This window comes from Endobacter medicaginis (genome assembly GCF_014192375.1).
Classification (GTDB): domain Bacteria; phylum Pseudomonadota; class Alphaproteobacteria; order Acetobacterales; family Acetobacteraceae; genus Endobacter; species Endobacter medicaginis.
In genome coordinates, this window is sequence record NZ_JACHXV010000004.1 from 41,566 (window position 1) to 59,788 (window position 18,223).

Consider the following 18,223-nt stretch of genomic DNA (forward strand, 5'->3'; position numbering starts at 1 on the left):
CAGGCGATCGCTAGCTTAGAAGCAGCAGCTGACACGTCAAGCGGCGCGCGGTTCCGGCCGGGGCTCGGCCGGAAGCGAATATCGGCATTGCGAGATCGTCATGGCGGCGTCATCGTCTGGCCGGCAGACGACGCATGGCCAGCGCCGCCCAAAGGACGAAAGAGCCCATCGCGACCATGAGCAGCACCACGCTCCCCTCCCCCTCGCTGTTCCGCCGGCGGTCGGTGGCGAGTCTCACGCGGGAGGACGGGGCACATGCGCTGGCGCGTCGGCTGGGACCGTTCCAGCTCATCCTGCTCGGGGTGGGCTGCACGATCGGCGCGGGGCTGTTCTCGCTGACCGGGCTGGCCGCGGCCGACGATGCCGGGCCGGCGGTGGTGATCGCCTATCTGATCGCGGCCACCGGATGCGTGTTCGCCGGGCTCTGCTATTCCGAGATGGCGAGCATGATCCCGGTGGCGGGCAGTGCCTATACCTATGCCTATGCCTCACTGGGTGAGATCGTCGCCTGGATCATCGGCTGGGACCTGATCCTGGAATACGCGGTGGCGGCCTCGACGGTGGCGGTGTCGTGGTCGGGCTATGTGAACGTGCTGCTGGAGACGTTCGGCGTGCATCTGCCGCCGCGACTGCTGGCCTCGCCATTCGAGACGGTCACGCCGGCCGGGGGCGGGCATGCACATGGGCTGGTGAACCTGCCGGCCGCGCTGGCGATCGTGGGCGTGTCGCTGCTGCTGATCCGTGGCATCAGCCAGTCGGCAAAGGTCAATGCGGCGATCGTCGCGATCAAGCTGGCGGTAATCCTCGCCGTGGTGTGTTTCGGGTTGCCCTACACGAAGGCGGCGAACTGGCACCCCTTCATTCCGGCCAATACCGGCCATTTCGGCGAATTCGGGTGGTCAGGGATCATCCGCGCGGCGGGGATGCTGTTCTTCGCCTATATCGGCTTCGATGCGGTCTCGACGGCGGCCCAGGAGAGCCGCAATCCGGGGCGCGACATGCCGATCGGGCTGATCGGGAGTCTCGCGCTCTGCACCATCGCCTATGTGGTATTCGCCTTCGTGCTGACCGGGCTGGTGAACTACCGCACCATGCATGGCGATCCGGCACCGGTGGCCACTGCGATCGACCAGACGCCGTTCGAGTTCCTGCACCTGCTGGTCAAGATCGGCATCGTGTGCGGTTTCACCTCGGTGTTGCTGGTGCTGCTCCTGGGGCAGTCGCGCATCCTGTATGCGATGGCGCGCGACGGGCTGCTGCCGCGCTTCTTCTCCGACGTGCATCCGCGGTTTCGCACGCCGTGGCGGTCGAACCTGCTGGTGATGGTGATTTCGGCGGCGATCGCGGCATTCTTTCCGCTCGGCGAACTCGGGTCGATGGCCTCGATCGGTACGCTGTTCGCATTCGTGGTGGTGTGCGCGGGCGTGCTCGCGCTGCGGCGCATCGATCCCGCGCGTGAGCGGCGCTTCCGGGTGCCGTTCGGGCCGGTGATCCCGGTCTGCGGCATCGTGTTCTGTTTGGGGCTGATGGCCTCGCTCGGGCGCGATACCTGGATCCGGCTGGTGGTGTGGCTCGCGGTCGGACTGGTGATCTATTTCGCCTACGGACGGCGGCATGCGCGCGGCGATTGAAGGGTGTCGCGCAGCCGCGCTCGGCTTGCTGGGCTGCGGGGCGTGTCTCGCGGCGCCGGCGAACGGAGCCCCCGGCCTGATCGAGCGGACCGCGGCCGGGCCGCTGGTCTGTGCGCATCGGGGCTGGCTGTCGCCCGAAGAGCCCGAGAACAGTCTGGCGACATTCCGCCATACGGAGCGGGCCGGCCGCTTCATGCTGGAAATGGACCTCGTGGAGAGCAAGGACCGGCAGATCGTGCTGATGCACGATGCCAGTGTCGAGCGCACCACCACCGGGCACGGCGAGGTCGCCGAGTTGCAGGCGGCGACGATCGACGGGCTGCGGCTGCGGACCCGCTCGGGTCGAGTCCTGCAGGAAGCACCCCCTCGCTTTCGCGCCGTACTGGATTGGGCCGCGCGCAAACCCACGGTACTGCTGATGCTCGATCTCAAGCGGACGCCGCCCGAGGATGCGATGAGGCTGGTACGGGCGGCCGGGCTGGTGGGACGGGTCCTGCTGTTGACCTTCGATCCGATCACCGCAGCCAGGGCGTTCGCCGCCGATCCCGATGTCGCCGTGTCGGTGCTGGTCACCGACATGGCGATGCTGGAACGCTATCGGCGTTCGGCCGGGACAGATCGGCGCCTCGTCGCCTATATACCGGCCGGAAACGGTGCCTCGCTGTTCGATGCCGCGCATCGCGCCGGCGTGCCGGTGGCGACGGACCTGCTGGATCCGACCGACGCGCTGCAGCCCGGGCGCGACCCCGCGATCCTGGCGGGCAAGCACGTGGACATCGTGGTGAGCAACCGTCCGCAGGCGACGCGCCGGGCGCTGTACGGGCGTGCCGCCGTGCCCGACCCTGACGGCGGTGGCAATGGCGGGTTATAGATCGACGGTCCGCTCACCATATGGGGTCGTCATGTCGGTCGGTGCCTATCCTGCCACACGTCTTCGTCGCAACCGCTTCGACGAGGCCACGCGCCGTCTGGTCGCCGAGCATCGGCTGTCGGTTGACGACCTGATCTGGCCGATCTTCGTCATCGAGGGCGAGGGTCTGGTGACCGAGGTGGCGTCGATGCCCGGCGTGCAACGCGTGTCGCTGGACCGCCTGGAGGCGCATGTGGCGCCGGCGGTGGCGCTCGGCATCCGGGCGATCGCACTGTTTCCGGTCACGCCCCCCGATATCCGCGACGCCGAGGGCTCGGAGGCGCGCAATCCCGACAACCTGATGTGCCGGGCGGCACGTATCCTCAAGCGCGCCTTCCCCGATACGCTGCTGGTCGGCGACGTCGCCCTCGACCCCTATACCGATCACGGCCATGACGGGGTGATCCGCAACGATTATGTCCATAACGACGATTCGCTCGATGTGCTGGTCGCGCAGGCGCTGAACCAGGCGCGGGCCGGGATCGATATCCTTGCCCCGTCCGACATGATGGACGGGCGGATCGGCGCGATCAGGACGTCGCTGGACGCGGAAGGGCTGATCGACACGCGGCTGATGAGCTACGCGGCGAAATATGCCTCCGCCTTCTACGGGCCGTTCCGCGACGCGCTCGGCTCGGGCGGCCTGCTCAAGGGCGACAAGAAGACCTACCAGATGGACCCGGCCAACACCGACGAGGCGCTGCGCGAGGTGGCGATGGACCTCGCCGAGGGCGCCGACATGGTGATGGTCAAGCCGGGGCTGCCCTATCTCGACGTGATCCGACGGGTGCATGAGCGCTTCGGCGTGCCGACCTTCGCCTATCAGGTGTCGGGCGAATATGCGATGATCATGGCGGCGGCCGGACAGGGCTGGATCGACCGCGACCGCGCGGCGATGGAAAGCCTGCTGGCATTCAAGCGCGCCGGAGCGGCAGGGATATTGACCTATTTTGCGCCGCTGGCGGCCAGGCTCCTGCGCGAGGGTGGCTGACGCGTCATCAAATTGCCGCGGAGCGGCAATTTTCGTGCGAAATCAGGCGGTATCGGGTATCATCGGTTGAACTTCGCGATGGGAGTCGGACCTGTGCAGTCAGGGGACGCTTATGGTTCGGGGTATGGCGGCGGGTTCGTTGCCGGGCGCATCTCGCCGCACGATCCGCTGACGGGCTCGCCGCAGATGCGCATCGATGCGGCGGCGTCGGGCGTACTGCCGGCGCGGATCGTGGCGTGGTGTCTCGATGCCGTGTTCATCACCCTGATCGCCGGTGCGGTGGCCCTGCTCGTCGGCGCGCTGACGCTGGCGAGTTTCGGCCTGCTGCACGGGCTGTTCGCGCTGCTGGGCATGATCCCGTTCCTCTATTCGTGGCTGTTCGTGGGCTCCTCGCTGGCAGCGACGCCGGGCCAGGCGATCTGCGGGCTGGGCTTGCGTGACAACCGCACGCTGGGGCGGCCGGGCATGGCGGCGGCCCTGCTGTGGACGATTGGCTATGCGGTGACGATGATTCTCGGCGCGTTCCTGCTGCTGTTCGCGCTGATCACGAAGCGGCACCGTACGCTGCATGACCTTGTTTCGGGGCTGGTGATGGTGCGCGTCGGCACCCTCCCCGGCGCGACGTTCGGCGCCGCATGACCTATACCTCGCCCCGCCGGCCGCAATTCTTCTACACCACCGCCCCGCTGCCCTGCCCTTATGTCGGCGATCGCGTCGAGCGCAAGATCGTCACCGAGATCGCCGGGCCGGATGCGGAGGCGATGCACGACCGGCTGTCGCGCGCGGGCTTTCGCCGCAGCCACAACATCGCCTATGCCCCCGCCTGCCCCGGCTGCAATGCCTGCGTGCCGATCCGCATTCCGGTGGACCGGTTCGTGGCCTCGCGCGGGCAGCGGCGGGTGCGTCGCGCCAATGACGGCGTGATCGGCTTCGAGGTGCCGGCGCGCGCGACGGCCGAGCAATATGCGCTCTTCCAGCGCTATCAGGCCGCGCGGCATGCCCAGGGCGACATGGCTGCGATGAGTTTTCATGATTATCGGGCCATGGTCGAGGACACACCGATCGAGACCATGGTGGTTGAGTTCCGCGAGCGCGACGATACGCTGGTCGGCGTGTGCCTGATCGACCGGCTCGGCGACGGTACCTCGGCGGTCTACAGCGTGTTCGACCCGCTTCTCTCGGCCCGCTCGCTCGGCACCTTCGCCATCCTGTGGCTGATCGACCGGACCCGAGCGCTTGGCCTGCCCTATGTCTATCTGGGCTACTGGGTCTCCGACAGCCGCAAGATGGCCTACAAGACCGCCTTCCGGCCCTACGAGATCCTCCAGGCCGGTGCCTGGCGCTCGGGGTCCGACAGCGTCGAGCCGGTCGAGCCTCCAGAATAGTCCACGCCCGGCGCAGGTCTCGATGTCTGGCCACCCGGCTCCAATGTAACGACATGTTAACAGTTTGCCCGCATAGATCGGATCGCCTCCCCACCGGAGGCTTCCACGAGCGCGGCGACGGGGCATCCATTTCCTGGCCGGTGCTTTCGCCCAAGGAGCGGGAATGGCTGGCCGACGGTTCGAGATCATGGCGCTGGCGACGGGCTTGCTGTCGATCGGCGCCGCAGCGGCCGCGCCCGGCCGGCCCGCCGCTCCCGTCGATATCGAGCCGGTCGCCGCGAAGGGGGAGAAAGGGAACGCGAAGCTGTTCGGCCGCGGGACCAGCCCCGGCGGCCCGGGCGGTCTCGGCACGACCCTCAACGAGACGGTCGCCGCGCCCCTGACCGGCCAGGGGCCGCAGGTCCGCATCGGCTCGACCGGCGGCGCCGGCGGCGCCGGCGACACCTTCGGCTTCGGCTATGCCGCGGCCGGTGACGGCGGAACCGGCGGTTCGGTCACCGTCGACCAGCTCGCCGCACTCTCCGGCACGTCCACCCTGTCGACCCCCGATTCTGTCCTGCTCGCCTACTCGCAAGGCGGCCATGGCGGCAGCGGGGCGGTGCGCAAGGGGGCGGGTCGCGGCGGCGACGGCGGTCCGGTCAGTCTGCGGATCTCGGCCCCGGTCATGGCACAGGGCAATCTGGCCGCTGTGTGGGCCCGGTCAATCGGTGGCAACTCGACCAATATTGGCGTCGAGACCCCAGCCCTTGCGGCGACCACCACTGGAGGAAATGGCGGCACGGTCCTGCTGACGCTGTCCGAAGGGGTCGGCGTGTCCAGCGATGGCGCCCGCGCGCCGGCGGCGATCGCCGAGTCGCTCGGCGGCCGGGGCGGCGATGTCGGCAACCAGGGGTTCGAATATCCCAATGTCGCCAATGGCGGGGCCGGCGGCACGGTCGCGGTGCGGGATGCGGGCGCGCTGTCCGCATCGGGCGACAACGCCACCGCCCTGCTGGCGCAGAGCGTGGGCGGCCGCGGCGGCGACGGTGCCAGCAGCGGTGGCGCCGTCGGCGGCAGCGGCGGCAAGGGCGGCGCGGTGAACGTTTTCATCGATGGCCCCGTCAGCACCACCGGGGAGGCCGCGACAGGCATCCTGGCGCAGTCGATCGGCGGCTCCGGCGGCCGAGGCGCAAGCGTGCTGTTGGCGGGACAGGGCGGAACCGGCGGCGCGGCCGGCGGCGGCGGTGCCGTCTCGGTGACCAACACGGCGTCGGTCAGCACCGCGGGCGACCGGGCCAGCGCGCTGCTCGTGCAAAGCGTCGGCGGCGGCAATGCCGGGGATGCCTTCCAGATCGCCGACCCGACCACCTCGGCCGGCGGCGGCACGGGAGGCTCTGGCGGCCCGCTGTTCTTCGGCACCGGCGGCCAAGGCGGATACGGAGGCAAGGGCGGTGCAGCGACCGCCATCAATCAGGGCAGCATCGCCACCGAGGGCGACCAGTCCTACGGCATCCTCGCGCAGAGCGTCGGCGGCGGCGGCGGCAATGGCGGCAGCACCCGCACGATCGGCGCGCTGGTCAGCGTCGCCCTCGGCGGCGGCGGTGGCGGCGGCGGTGACGGCGACACGGTCACCGTCAGCCAGGCGGCGTCCGATGCGGGCGGCGCGATACCCTCGATCATAAGCTACGGCGACGGCGCCGCCGGCATCCTCGCGCAGAGCGTCGGTGGCTCCGGCGGGGTCGGCGGGTCGGCGAAAGCCTATTCGGGCGGGCTGCTCGCCTCGCTGTCCTATGCCGTCGGCGGCAGCGGCGGCGGCGGCGGCTCGGGTGGGCTGTCACAGGCGAACAATGCAGGCCTGATCTCGACGGCCGGTACCGGATCGGCGGGGATTAGCGTACTCAGCGTCGGCGGTGGCGGCGGCACGGCGGGGGATGCCAGCAGCTTCGCCATCGCCGGCTCGATCCCGAGCGTGCCTGCCCCGACCTTCAGCCTCACCTACGCGCTTGGCGGCTCCGGCGGCGACGGGGGCGCGGGCGGTATCGCGGGCGCGACCAATGTCGGATCGATCGAGACCAGCGGTGCGCGCTCCGTCGGCCTGCTGGCCGCCAGCATCGGCGGCGGTGGCGGCGATGCCGGTTCCGGCACGACGGAATCGGTGATGCTCGGCACGGTCCTCAATGTCGGCATCTCGGCCGCGCTGGGCGGTTCGGGAGGTGGCGGTGGCGGCGGCAGCAAGGCCACGGTGACCAATACCGGCCTCATCGAGACCAGCGGCCGGTTTTCGGCGGGCATGGTCGCACTCAGCGTGGGCGGCGGTGGCGGCATCGGCGGCGGTGCGACGTCGACCTCCTATGTCGGCATCCCCAAGGGCCTGCCCGGCGAGGCCTATCTCACCACGACGGCGTCGCTCGTCACCGCCGCCCCGCTCAACCTCAATCTCTCGCTGGGCGGCAGCGGCGGCAAGGGCGGCAGCGGCGGCGAGGCCGTGGCGACCAATCAAGGGACCATTTCCACCACCGCGGCGAATGCGGCCGGCATCTTCGCCGAAAGCATCGGCGGCGGCGGCGGTAATTCGGCCAGCTATTCCGGCGACGGCTCCGCGTCGGCCAACATCAAGATCGGCGGCAGCGGCGGTGGCGGCGGCAATGGCGGCGCAGTCGAGGTCACCAACGACATTTCGGCAACAATCTCGACGCAGGGGGCCGGGGCGTCCGCCATCGTGGCGCAGAGCATCGGCGGCGGTGGCGGCAATGCCGGCGCACCCAGCGCGGCCGAGACCACCAGCGTGACCTCGTCGGGCGCTTTCAAGAAGATCAAGACCGTAACCACCGTCCTGAAATTGCTCAACAAGAGCGGAAAGATCAGCACTGGTCTGTACAAAAAGATCAGTCGGAACTCTGTGTATTATGAATACTTCAACAAGAATTCGGCGATCCAGGGGAACTTCAAGATCTACACCAATTTCATCAGCCGCCTGAGTTCTCTCTACGAGGCGGGCGACAGCGATGCGGTCACCTTCGTCAAGACGAGTTTCGTCACCGGCCTGGCTGTGATCGAGAAGGCCTTCCAGGAGAGCCTCAGGAAGATCTCCGATCGCAGCGTCTCGGTACCGCCGGTCGCGGTGAACGTCTCCTTGGGTGGCAGCGGCGGCTTGGGCGGCGATGGCGGCAATGTGACGGTGACCCATGCCGGCACGATCCTCACCTCGGCGGACGATGCTTTCGGGATCATGGCGCAGTCGATCGGCGGCGGCGGCGGCACCGGCGGCGGCGCCGTCACGGAAGGCATCAAGGCCCTCAACATCGACGTCAGCGTCGGTGGCAGCGGCGGCAAGAGCGGCAGCGGCGGCGAGGTCGCCGTCACGCTCACACCCGCAAGCTCTCTCGCCACTGCGGGATACGGATCCTACGGCGTGCTGGCGCAGAGCATCGGCGGCGGCGGTGGCGTCGGGGGCGAATCCACGGCGGGCGGCAAGCTGTCGCTCACCGTCAACGTCTCGGTGGGCGGCAAGGGCGGAACCAGCGGCGACGGCGGCAAGGTCAAGGTCGATCTCGGCGGCTCGATCGTCACCACCGGCGACGAGGCGCATGCAGTCTACGCGCAGAGCGTCGGCGGCGGCGGCGGCGTCGACTTCCTCGCGCCAGCCGTGCTGACGGACGGCGACGGCGGTACCGGAGATGCCTCTCTCGACGCGGCCCTGGCCGCCACCTATCGCCTGATCCAGGATGCCGGCGGCGGCGGCGGCAGTGTGAGCAAGACCGATTCGGCCAATTTTCCCTCGCCCAGCCTCAATCTCAGCTATGGCGCCGATGGCGGCTTGGCCGGTCGCGGTGGCGATGTCAGCGTCGTCGATCGGGGGCGCGTCAGCACCACTGGCGATGGCGCCTTCGGCATCTTCGAACAGTCGATCGGTGGCGGTGGCGGCGGCGGCACCAACGGGCTGGCACAGACCAACAACAGCCTGGTCCCCGTCAAGCTGACGCGCTCGTTCGGCGGCAGCAACGGCGCGTCGGGCAATGGCGGCACAGTCGCCTTCGTCATCGCCGGCATGCCGCAGGTCACCACACAGGGTGCGGGCTCGGTCGGCGTGTATCTGCAGTCGATCGGCGGAGGTGGCGGCTATGGCGGCCTGTCGTCGACCGCCACGCTCTCGCTGGCCGATTCGACCGCCCGCGGCGATGGCGGTGCGATCAGCGTCAGCACCCTCGACGCGCAATCGTCGATCGACATCTCCACTTCGAGTCAGCGGGCACACGGGCTGTTCGCCCAGAGCCTCGGCGCGGGCGGCGGTTCGGTGACGGTGATCGGCGACGATGCGACCCCTGCCCCGGGCGTGACCCGGAACGGCGCGATCGGCCGAGGTGGCCCGATCGACATCAACGCCCGCGGCACGATCACCGCCACCGGAGACGGCTCCGACGCGATCCGCGCCGAAAGCGGCGTGCAGACCACCACAGGCGCGCTCGATCCCAAGCGGCTCGGCCACGCCATCGTCATCGACTGGACCGGAACCCTGCGCGGCGGCAGCGGCGGCGGCGCGGCCATCGCCGTCGATGGTGGCCTGTGGAACAAGATCACCATCGAGGCCGGATCGACCGTTTCCGCGGCGTCGGGCATTGCGATCACCGGCGGTGCGCAGAATGAGAAGATCTACAACAACGGCACCATCATCGGCGACGTCCTGCTCGGCAGCGGCGACAACGCGTTCGAGAACCAGGCGGGCGCGGTCTACCGCACATCGGCGATGGGAACCGTCAGCCTCAACAAGGGCATGCTGCGCAATCTCGGCACCGTGGACATCGGCGGCGTCGGCGTGGTGTCGACGGCGACGGTGAACGGCGTTTTCGCACAGACCGACGACGGCCACCTGCTCGTGGATGTCGGCGCGGGCGACGGCGGCCGGACCAGCGACCTGCTGCAGGTCAACGGACGCGCACTGCTCAGGGGCACGATCGACGTCAACGTCATCGGCGGCCTGCTCGCAGGCGACTATACCGTGCTGACGGCGACGACGTCGGTGCTGAACCTGCTCGGCGGAGCCGAGAGCAGCCAGACGGCAGCGAGCGTCATTCCGGTCTCGTGGAGCGTCGAGCGGACCGGCAATTCGATCGCCGTCGCGCCGCATGCCGATTTCGCCCATCCCAAGGACACGGTGCTTGCGGCCAATGCGGCCTCGGTGGCGGACGCGATCCAGAAATCCTGGCTGGCCGGCACCGCCGACGATGCCGAGTTCTTCGGGCGGGTGATCGGCATCCGCAGCGGTCGCCAGTACCAGTCGGTGCTCGACGATCTCGACCAGGAGAGCAACCAGAACGTGATGAGCACGACATTCGGCGAGGCCAGGGTCAGCCTGCGTGCGGTGATGAGCTGCCCGGCCTTCGCGCAGGGCGTGCTGATCGAGGAAGGCGAATGCGTCTGGAGCAAGGTGACGGGAACCGCGACCAGCATGTCGTCCTCGGTCGAGGATACCGGCTACAATTCACGCAACTTCATCTACCGCGTCGGCGCGCAGAAGGCCGTCGCGGAAGGTTGGTTCGTCGGCGCGAGCGGTGCCTACGGCTCGGGGGTGATGTCGAGCCTCGATGGGCTGGCGCGGTCGCATGGCCAGTCCTACGAGGGTGCTGCCGCGCTGAAGCACCAGGTCGGACCGTGGCTGTTCGCATCTTCGGTGAGCGTCGGGCTGCAGCAACAGAACAATTCGCGCGGCATCGATCTCGGCGACATGATCGACGAGGCCTACAGCAGGACGCATGTGCTCACTGCAGGGGGCAAGCTGCGCGGCCTCTACGAGTTCCTGCTCGGCCGCTGGTATATCCGGCCGTCGCTGGATGTCGACGTCACCTATGCCCATAGCGGCGCCTATCGCGAGCGCGACGGCGAAGGTCTCGCGCTTGCCGTCGGCGGCGCCTCCAAGACGCTTTTCGATGTCGCTCCCGCGGTCGAATTCGGCGGGCGGTTCGATCTCGACAGGCTGACCTGGGCGCGACTCTACACCTCGCTCGGCTTCACCGCCCTGTCGAGCGACCGGTTCCGCTCCTCGGCCCGCTTCGCCGACGATCCCGACAATATCGATTTCGACATCAGCTCACGCCTGCCCGATCGCGTCGGTGACGTGACGGCAGGCGTTCAGCTGGGCAGATCGCATGGGTTCGAGCTGTTGGTGGAATACGAGGGGCATGTGGCGTCGGGCTTCGGATCGCACTCCGGCACGGGGCGCATGACCTACAGATGGTAACGCGCGGGGCAGGCGGCGGGACGACATGTCGTCCCGCCCGTTCCGGGCGAGCTTTCCGGTCGCGCTTGTACCACTGCCATCTCAGCGCCCTCAGCGGTTGCGCAGCATCCAGCTCGGGGCCGGTTTACCGGGATCGGCACGCTTGCCGAGCCAGGGGGCGAGGTCTGCGGGCAGGCGACGGCGGCCGTTCCAGTCGAGACCATCGGCGAGGGTGAATACCGCGGCCAGGCGCAAACCGCCGTCCTTGTATTTCTGCAAGGCCACGCCGGCGCCGCGGGAGAGCTCCGGCAAGGCGTCGATCGGGAAGACCAGCAGGCGACGGTTGTCGCCGAGCACGGCGACATGATCGCCGATCGCCGGGATGCACAGCGCGGCGGTCTCGCCGTCGCGCAGGTTGAGCACCTGACGGCCGGTGCGCTTCTCTGCGACCAGATCGGCGTCGCGCACCAGCAAGCCGCGTCCGGACCCCGCCGCGACGAGCCGGCGGCCGGATTCGGTGAGGGTGAAGACGGCGACGACGCTTTCCTCGCTGCCCAGCGCCGAGATCACCCGGATCGGCTGGCCGTCGCCGCGGCCGCGCGGCAGGTCGGCGGCGCGCAGGGTGAAGGCCCGTCCGGCCGAGCCGAACAGGCACAGGCGGTCGGTCGTCGAGCACTCGACGAGATGGGCGAGGTCGTCGCCCTCCTTGAATTTCAGCGCCTCGCGGTCAAGGCCGTGGCCGCGCAGCGCGCGCACCCAGCCCTGCCGGCTGAGCAGCACGGTGAGCGGCTCGCGCTCGATGGCGACGATCTGGTCGAGCACCACCGGCGCGGGTGCGGTCGCCAGCGTGGTGCGCCGCGCGCCGAGCCTGCCGGCGCCGAACGCCTTGCGGGTGGCCTCGATCTCGGTGGCGATCCTCTTCCAGCGCAGCGTCTCGTCGCCGAGCAGGGCGCGCAGGGCGGCCCCCTCCTCGATCAGCTTGCCATGCTCGGCGCGGATCTCGATCTCCTCGAGCCGGCGCAACGAGCGCAGGCGCATGTTGAGCACCGCCTCGGCCTGGGTCTCGGTCAGCGCGAAGGTGGCGATCAGCCCGGCCTTGGCGTCGTCCTCCTCGCGGATGATGCGGATCACCTCATCGAGGTTGAGATAGACGGCGAGGAAGCCCTCGAGGATCTCGACGCGGCGGTCGATGGCGGCGAGGCGATGGCGCGAGCGGCGCTCCAGCACCTCGTGGCGATGGTCGAGCCAGGCGCGCAGCACGCTGCGCAGGCCGAGCACCGAGGGGACGCGATCCGCACCCAGCACGTTCATGTTGAGCGGAAAGCGGCTCTCCAGGGCGGTGGCGCGAAACAGCGTCTCCATCAGCACTTCCGGCTCGACGCCGCGGCTCTTCGGCTCCAGCACCAGACGCACCTCCTCGGTGCTCTCGTCGCGGATGTCGCCGAGCAGGGGGAGCTTCTTGGCCTCCATCAGCTCGGCGATCTGCTCGATCAGCCGGGATTTCTGCACCTGATAGGGGATCTCGGTGACGACGATCTGCCAGGTGCCGAAGCGGCCCTCCTCCTTCTCCCAGCGGGCGCGCAGGCGGAAGCCGCCGCGGCCGGTCTCGTAGGCCTGGGCGATGGCGGCGGCGTCCTCGACGACGATGCCGCCGGTGGGAAAATCCGGCCCCGGCATCACCGCGAGCAGCGCCGAGAGCGGCGCGTCGGGGCGGCGGACCAGCACCAGGGCGGCCGCGCACAGCTCGGCTGCGTTGTGCGGCGGGATCGATGTCGCCATACCGACGGCGATGCCGGCCGCACCGTTGGCAAGCAGGTTGGGAAACGCCGCCGGCAGCACCACCGGCTCGCTGTCCTCGCCATCATAGGTCTGGCGGAAATCGACGGCGTCCTCGTCGATGCCGGCGAGCAGCGCCTGGGCGGCGATGGTCAGCCGGGCTTCCGTGTAGCGCATGGCGGCGGCGTTATCGCCGTCGATGGAGCCGAAATTGCCCTGCCCTTCGACCAGCGGATAGCGCACCGCGAAGTCCTGCGCGAGCCGCACCAGCGCCTCGTAGACCGCGACGTCGCCATGGGGGTGGTATTTGCCGATCACGTCGCCGACGACACGGGCGCATTTCTTGAAGCCCGCAGTGGGATCGAGCCGCAGCTGGGCCATGGCGTAGATCAGCCGGCGATGCACCGGCTTGAGCCCGTCACGGACATCGGGCAGCGAGCGCGACATGATGGTCGACATCGCATAGGCCAGGTAGCGCTCACTCAGCGCGTCGCCCAGCCTGGTGTCGAGAATCTGACCGCCTTGTCCGCCGTGTTCCGCCATCCGCCTCACCTGCCCTGACTTGCCCGACCCTGCAATCCCGGGAACAAATAGCGAAACGGGCCACTGTCGCCAAGCGCGTCTCCCGGCAGGCGAAACTGCCGTCGACGTCCGTCAGGCCAGCCATGTGCTGAACGCAGGATCTGCGGCGCTTTTGCTACACGTCAGTTTGTTCACTATTTCCGGTCGCGAAATGGGTCTCTGCCGCCGGCGGCTTCGGCGCTAATCGTCGGGAAGTCCAGGGGCAACGAAAACGCCGGCTTAAGGCGCAACGACGCGGCCCCCTGCAAGAGGGATACGTCCATGAGTCCGAAGATCACCCCTGCCCGCATCCGGGCGGCACGGGTCGCATTCACCGCCATGCTGCTGGGTGGCACGACGCTCGCTGCGATTTCGCACGGTGCGCAGGCGCAGACCGCGCTCGACACGACCGCGCCGGCCGCCAGCGCCACCGGCCCGACCGTGGCGCCGGTGAGCAAGACCCCGAGCTCGCGGGTCAACGTCGCGCTGCCGCGTCCGCCGGCCTACAACCAGCCGGTACCCGACTACGTCTCGTCGGTGCCGCCGCTGCCGCAGCCGCCGTCGCTGTTCGGCTCCATCGCGCCGATGCAGTATCTGCGTGACCACGGCGTCGCGATCCTGCTCGACAACGTCAACGAATTCAGCGGCATCATCTCCGGCCCGCGCAAGGGATCATCGAATGCCGGCCAGTATGGTCTCGAGACCGATATCGACTGGGAGCGTCTCGCGGGGCTGACCGGCTTCTCGACGCACAGCGTCGCCGTCGGCCGCTACGGCATCCCGGCGAGCCGGATGTTCGGCGACAACATCAACCCGAGCTCCGAGATCTATGGCGCGGGCGGCAATGTCGTCTACCATCAGGTGTTCTTCTATGGGCAGGAGACCCTGGCGCATGGGCGCGTCGACATCGCGGCCGGGCGGATGTCGTTCCTGTCGGATTATTCGGCATCGCCGCTGTACTGCAACTTCCAGAACAACGCGTTCTGCGGCAACCCTAAGGCGTCGTCGGACAACACCGCGCATTCGTCGTATCCGGATGCGAACTGGGCAACCCGCTGGCGCGTGCGGCCGACCCACAACACCTATGTCTCGACCGGCATCTATTTCGACGAGAGCAACATCTACCAGGCCAATAATGGCTATCGCTCCGGGTTGAAGTTCAACGGTGCCAAGATCATCGGCGAGACCTTCCCGATCGAAGCCGGCTGGGAGCCGCTGTTCGGGCCCGACCAGCTGCCGGGTCACTACAAGATCGGCTTCGCGTATGACGACATCAACCATGCCGACAATCTGCGCGACATCAACGGCGATTACTGGGTGCTCAGCGGCCTGGGCCGACGCCAGCGCAAGGGTGCGGCGGCAGAATGGGCGCTGGCCGACCAGATGCTGGTCCGCCACGGGCCCGGCCAGGACAACGGTCTGGTGGTGTTCGGCGGCTTCTACCACAACTCGAAGCGTTCGTCGGTGCGCAACTACCAGTTCGAGGCCGGTGCGATCGACCGCGGCTTCTGGAAGGCGCGTCCGGGCGATGCGATCGCGGTGGCGTTCAGCTACACCAAGGTGTCGGGCGACCTGATCCGCACCGAGGAGCTGCAGGAGGAGCTCGGCCTGCCGATCACCGGCGTGGGCAACTTCTACAACAATGCAGCACCCACCGGCGTGCAGAGCCACACGATGAACTTCGAGGCGAACTACCAGATCCAGATCTACCGGGGCGTGAGCTTCCAGCCGAGCTTCCAGTACTACATCCGCCCGAACGCCCAGAAGGGCCTGCCGGACGCCGCCCTGCTCGGCTTCAAGTCGCATATCGAGTTCTTCTGAGACAGCCTGGCGCTCGCGGGGATCCCCCCCGGGACGCGATCGGGGACAGGGCGCCGGCGGGAGACCGCCAGCGCCCTTTTTTGTCGCGCTCTCCCCTGTCAGAGGTCGGGCATGGGCGGCGCTGGCGGCCGGGTGCCCCCGATTCGGGGTCAGGCTGAAAGGGCGGCGCGATCGGCGAGGCGGATGCGGGCGGCGGGCAGCGGACGGTGCCGGTTGCCGAAGACATCGCGGTCGAGGAAATGTCCGGTCAGTCGCAGCCCATCGCGCCAGTCCGGATCCGAGATGTGCGCGATGGTGTCATCGAGGAGCGCTTCGGGAAGGGTCAGTAGCCGCCCGGCCCATTCACCTGCCCCTGCGCGCGAGACGGCGCGGCCCGAGCGCGGCGAGACATAGACGAGATCGTCGCTGGCGCCGGTGACGGCGCAGGCGGAGAGATCGAGGCCGAAGCCGAGCTCGGCGAGCAGGTCGCGTTCCCAGCGCAGCAGGTCAGCCCGGCAGTCGGAGGCGCGGTCAGGTGCGAGGCTGAGGCGGGTGACGAGGCTGAGCAGCCCGTCGAAGACCGGCTTGTGCGCCTCTCGCTCGGGCAGCGCGCCGTCGGCGACCGCACAGCAGGAGGCCAGCATCGACAGCGCGTCGGGTGCCGCCAGGACGAAGGCGGCAGAGGCGTGGACGGGCTCGCCCGTCAGAGTGCCGAGCTGATCGGCGAGGCGCGCCACCCAGCGCAGGGAGACGAGATTGCCAGGCTGCCACAGCGGCGTCTGCCGCCGTCCCTGCCCGCCTCGCGCCAGGCCACGCCACGCGCCGTGTTGCTCGGTCAGGACATGGATGACGGCGCCCGACTCACCATAGGGCGCGGCCGACAGGACGATCCCCGGAGCGATCCACTCCAAGAACGGACTCTCGTAATCAGGAGGACCTGGCCTGCAATGTGCCTGGGATGGTCAGATGGCGTATGTCCGCGAGCATCACAGCCGAGCGGCCTTCATGGCCGTGAGCAGCAAAGCGAAGCTGACGCGCGTCAGACGGCCGTCCCAGGTGCATTGCAGGCTAGGTTCTAGACGCCGGCGGCGGCGGCGACCTCGGCGGCGAAGTCGCCCTGCTCCTTCTCGATGCCCTCGCCGAGTTGGAAGCGGGCGAAGCCGCCGAGCTTCGCGCCGGCCTTCTTCACCACGGCCGAGACGCGGCTCTCGCCGTCATGCACCCAGACCTGCTCCAGCAGCACCACTTCCTCGTAGTACTTGCGGATGCGGCCATCGACCATCTTCTCGATGATCGCCTCGGGCTTGCCCGACGCACGCGCCTGCTCGACCAGCACGGCGCGCTCGCGCTCGAGCTCGGCCGGGTCGACGGCGTCGATGTCGAGCGCCGACGGACGGGTGGCGGCGACATGCATGCCAACCTGGCGGCCAAGCGTCTCCAGCGCGTCACTCTCGCTTGGCGCCTCGATCGCCACCAGCACGCCGATCTTGCCCAGGCCGGGCTTGAGCGCGGAGTGCACATAGGTCGCGACCACGCCCGACGGCACGCTGAGTACGCGAGCACGGCGGATCGACATGTTCTCGCCGATGGTGGCGACCATGTGGGTCAGCTCGTCGGCGACGGTCCGGCCGGTGCCGGGGAAATCGGCGGCCTTGAGTGCCTCGACATCCTCGCCCACGGTGAGGGCGAGTTCGGCCAGGGTCGCGACGAAGCCCTGGAACTGCTCGTTGCGGGCGACGAAGTCGGTCTCGGCGTTGACCTCGACGATCGACGCCTTGTTGGGTGCCGAGGCGACGCCGACGAGGCCCTCGGCGGCGACGCGGCCGGACTTCTTGGCGGCGGCGGCGAGGCCCTTCTTGCGCAGCCAGTCGACGGCTTCCTCGAGGTTGCCGGCGGTCTCGTTGAGCGCCTTCTTGCAATCCATCATGCCCGCGCCGGTCTTCTCGCGCAGGTCCTTGACGAGGGCGGCGGTGATCTCTGCCATGGTGTGTTGTCTCCACAAGCCAGATGCCCCGCCACCCCCTTCACATGGAGGGCGTGCGGGGCACGGGATTTCGTCAATCGGCCGTGCCAGCCGGCACGGCCAGGCCATCAGGCGTGGACGGCTTCCTCAGCCGACGCCTCGGCGGCGACGGCCTCGACCGGCAGGTCCTCGGACGCGCCGACATCCTGGCCAGAGGCGGCCATCTCGGCGCTGATGCCGTCGAGCACCGCGCCCGAGATCAGGTCGCAGTACAGGGTGATCGCACGGATCGCGTCGTCATTGCCCGGGATCGGGTAGGTGACGCCGGAGGGGTCGGAATTGCTGTCGAGCACGGCGATCACCGGGATGCCGAGCTTGGTGGCTTCCTCGACCGCCAGCTTCTCCTTGTTGGTGTCGATAATGAACAGGATGTCCGGCAGACCGCCCATTTCCTTGATGCCGCCCAGCGAACGCTCGAGCTTCTCGCGGTCGCGGGTGATCTCGAGGATCTCCTTCTTGGTCAGGCCCTGGGTGTCGCCCGACAGCATATCGTCGATCTGGCGCAGGCGCTTGATCGAGCCGGTGATGGTCTTCCAGTTGGTCAGCATGCCGCCGAGCCAGCGATGGTTGACGTAATACTGGCCGCAGCGGTTGGCCGCCTCGGCGACATGCTCGGCCGCGGCGCGCTTGGTGCCGACGAACAGCACGCGCCCACCACCGGCAACGGTGTCACGCACGGCGCGCAGCGCGCGGTCGAGCATCGGCACGGTCTGCTGCAGGTCGATGATGTGGACCTGGTTGCGCACGCCGAACAGGTACGGCGCCATGCGCGGGTTCCAGCGGCGGGTGTGGTGGCCGAAGTGAACGCCGGCCTCGAGCAGCTGACGCAGGGTGAAATCGGGCATCGCCATCGGCGCATGTCCCCTTTCGTATCTCTGGTTGTGCCTCCGCGGGACCGAAAGCCCTGATCAGGCACCAGCAAAGGCGCCCCGCGTGCGAATTATCGGGCCACA

Annotated in this window: 11 protein-coding genes; 7 read left to right on the forward strand and 4 right to left on the reverse strand. The window is 68.7% G+C overall.

What is annotated here, in order from left to right; all coding sequences use genetic code 11:
• Positions 1–176 precede the first annotated feature (176 nt).
• From FHR90_RS05935 to FHR90_RS05960, 6 genes are all read left to right on the forward strand, one after another.
• On the forward strand, positions 177–1,631 hold the full coding sequence (locus FHR90_RS05935; protein WP_176623221.1) for an amino acid permease: 1,455 nt from the start codon (positions 177–179) through the stop codon (positions 1,629–1,631).
• On the forward strand, positions 1,615–2,502 hold the full coding sequence (locus FHR90_RS05940) for a glycerophosphodiester phosphodiesterase family protein (RefSeq protein ID WP_176623219.1): 888 nt from the start codon (positions 1,615–1,617) through the stop codon (positions 2,500–2,502). The genes FHR90_RS05935 and FHR90_RS05940 overlap by 17 nt, the downstream gene beginning before the upstream one ends.
• A 31-nt stretch (positions 2,503–2,533) precedes the next feature.
• Positions 2,534–3,532 carry a porphobilinogen synthase gene (hemB, locus tag FHR90_RS05945; RefSeq protein WP_176623217.1) on the forward strand — a complete coding sequence of 333 codons (999 nt, stop codon included), beginning with the start codon at positions 2,534–2,536 and terminating at the stop codon, positions 3,530–3,532.
• 93 nt (positions 3,533–3,625) lie between these two features.
• Entirely contained in the window at positions 3,626–4,171 is a 546-nt protein-coding gene (locus FHR90_RS05950) for an RDD family protein (protein ID WP_176623215.1), read from the forward strand.
• On the forward strand, positions 4,168–4,917 hold the full coding sequence (locus FHR90_RS05955; RefSeq protein ID WP_176623213.1) for an arginyltransferase: 750 nt from the start codon (positions 4,168–4,170) through the stop codon (positions 4,915–4,917). Before FHR90_RS05950 ends, FHR90_RS05955 begins: the two co-directional genes overlap by 4 nt.
• A 163-nt stretch (positions 4,918–5,080) precedes the next feature.
• Positions 5,081–11,131 (forward strand): autotransporter outer membrane beta-barrel domain-containing protein, encoded by a 6,051-nt coding sequence (locus tag FHR90_RS05960; protein WP_183274918.1) that lies wholly within the window; start codon positions 5,081–5,083, stop codon positions 11,129–11,131.
• A gap of 90 nt (positions 11,132–11,221) precedes the next feature.
• Here FHR90_RS05960 and parC read toward each other — a convergent pair whose 3' ends face one another.
• Positions 11,222–13,429: a DNA topoisomerase IV subunit A gene (gene parC / locus FHR90_RS05965; protein ID WP_183274919.1), complete on the reverse strand. Its 2,208-nt coding sequence runs from the start codon at positions 13,427–13,429 to the stop codon at positions 11,222–11,224.
• Positions 13,430–13,729: 300 nt separating this feature from the next.
• Here parC and FHR90_RS05970 point away from each other — a divergent pair, with 300 nt between their 5' ends.
• Complete coding sequence (locus FHR90_RS05970; RefSeq protein ID WP_246330071.1) at positions 13,730–15,268, forward strand: carbohydrate porin; 1,539 nt, start codon at positions 13,730–13,732, stop codon at positions 15,266–15,268.
• 149 nt (positions 15,269–15,417) lie between these two features.
• Here FHR90_RS05970 and recO read toward each other — a convergent pair whose 3' ends face one another.
• The 3 genes from recO to rpsB form a co-directional block, all read right to left on the reverse strand.
• Entirely contained in the window at positions 15,418–16,158 is a 741-nt protein-coding gene (gene recO, locus FHR90_RS05975; RefSeq protein ID WP_176622884.1) for a DNA repair protein RecO, read from the reverse strand.
• A gap of 164 nt (positions 16,159–16,322) precedes the next feature.
• The gene (gene tsf, locus FHR90_RS05980) at positions 16,323–17,231 is read right to left on the reverse strand and encodes a translation elongation factor Ts (RefSeq protein ID WP_176622882.1); all 909 of its coding nucleotides are present in this window, start codon (positions 17,229–17,231) and stop codon (positions 16,323–16,325) included.
• Positions 17,232–17,338: 107 nt separating this feature from the next.
• Positions 17,339–18,121: a 30S ribosomal protein S2 gene (gene rpsB, locus FHR90_RS05985; protein WP_176622880.1), complete on the reverse strand. Its 783-nt coding sequence runs from the start codon at positions 18,119–18,121 to the stop codon at positions 17,339–17,341.
• Positions 18,122–18,223 lie beyond the last annotated feature (102 nt).

What these genes read in the sequence shown, in the direction of transcription:
- FHR90_RS05960 (WP_183274918.1), top strand. Translation starts at nt 5,081, where the DNA reads ATGGCTGGCCGACGGTTCGAGATCATGGCGCTGGCGACGGGCTTGCTG.
- hemB (WP_176623217.1), top strand. Translation starts at nt 2,534, where the DNA reads ATGTCGGTCGGTGCCTATCCTGCCACACGTCTTCGTCGCAACCGCTTC.
- FHR90_RS05955 (WP_176623213.1), top strand. Translation starts at nt 4,168, where the DNA reads ATGACCTATACCTCGCCCCGCCGGCCGCAATTCTTCTACACCACCGCC.
- rpsB (WP_176622880.1), bottom strand. Translation starts at nt 18,121, where the DNA reads ATGGCGATGCCCGATTTCACCCTGCGTCAGCTGCTCGAGGCCGGCGTT.
- FHR90_RS05935 (WP_176623221.1), top strand. Translation starts at nt 177, where the DNA reads ATGAGCAGCACCACGCTCCCCTCCCCCTCGCTGTTCCGCCGGCGGTCG.
- FHR90_RS05970 (WP_246330071.1), top strand. Translation starts at nt 13,730, where the DNA reads ATGAGTCCGAAGATCACCCCTGCCCGCATCCGGGCGGCACGGGTCGCA.
- FHR90_RS05940 (WP_176623219.1), top strand. Translation starts at nt 1,615, where the DNA reads ATGCGCGCGGCGATTGAAGGGTGTCGCGCAGCCGCGCTCGGCTTGCTG.
- tsf (WP_176622882.1), bottom strand. Translation starts at nt 17,231, where the DNA reads ATGGCAGAGATCACCGCCGCCCTCGTCAAGGACCTGCGCGAGAAGACC.
- parC (WP_183274919.1), bottom strand. Translation starts at nt 13,429, where the DNA reads ATGGCGGAACACGGCGGACAAGGCGGTCAGATTCTCGACACCAGGCTG.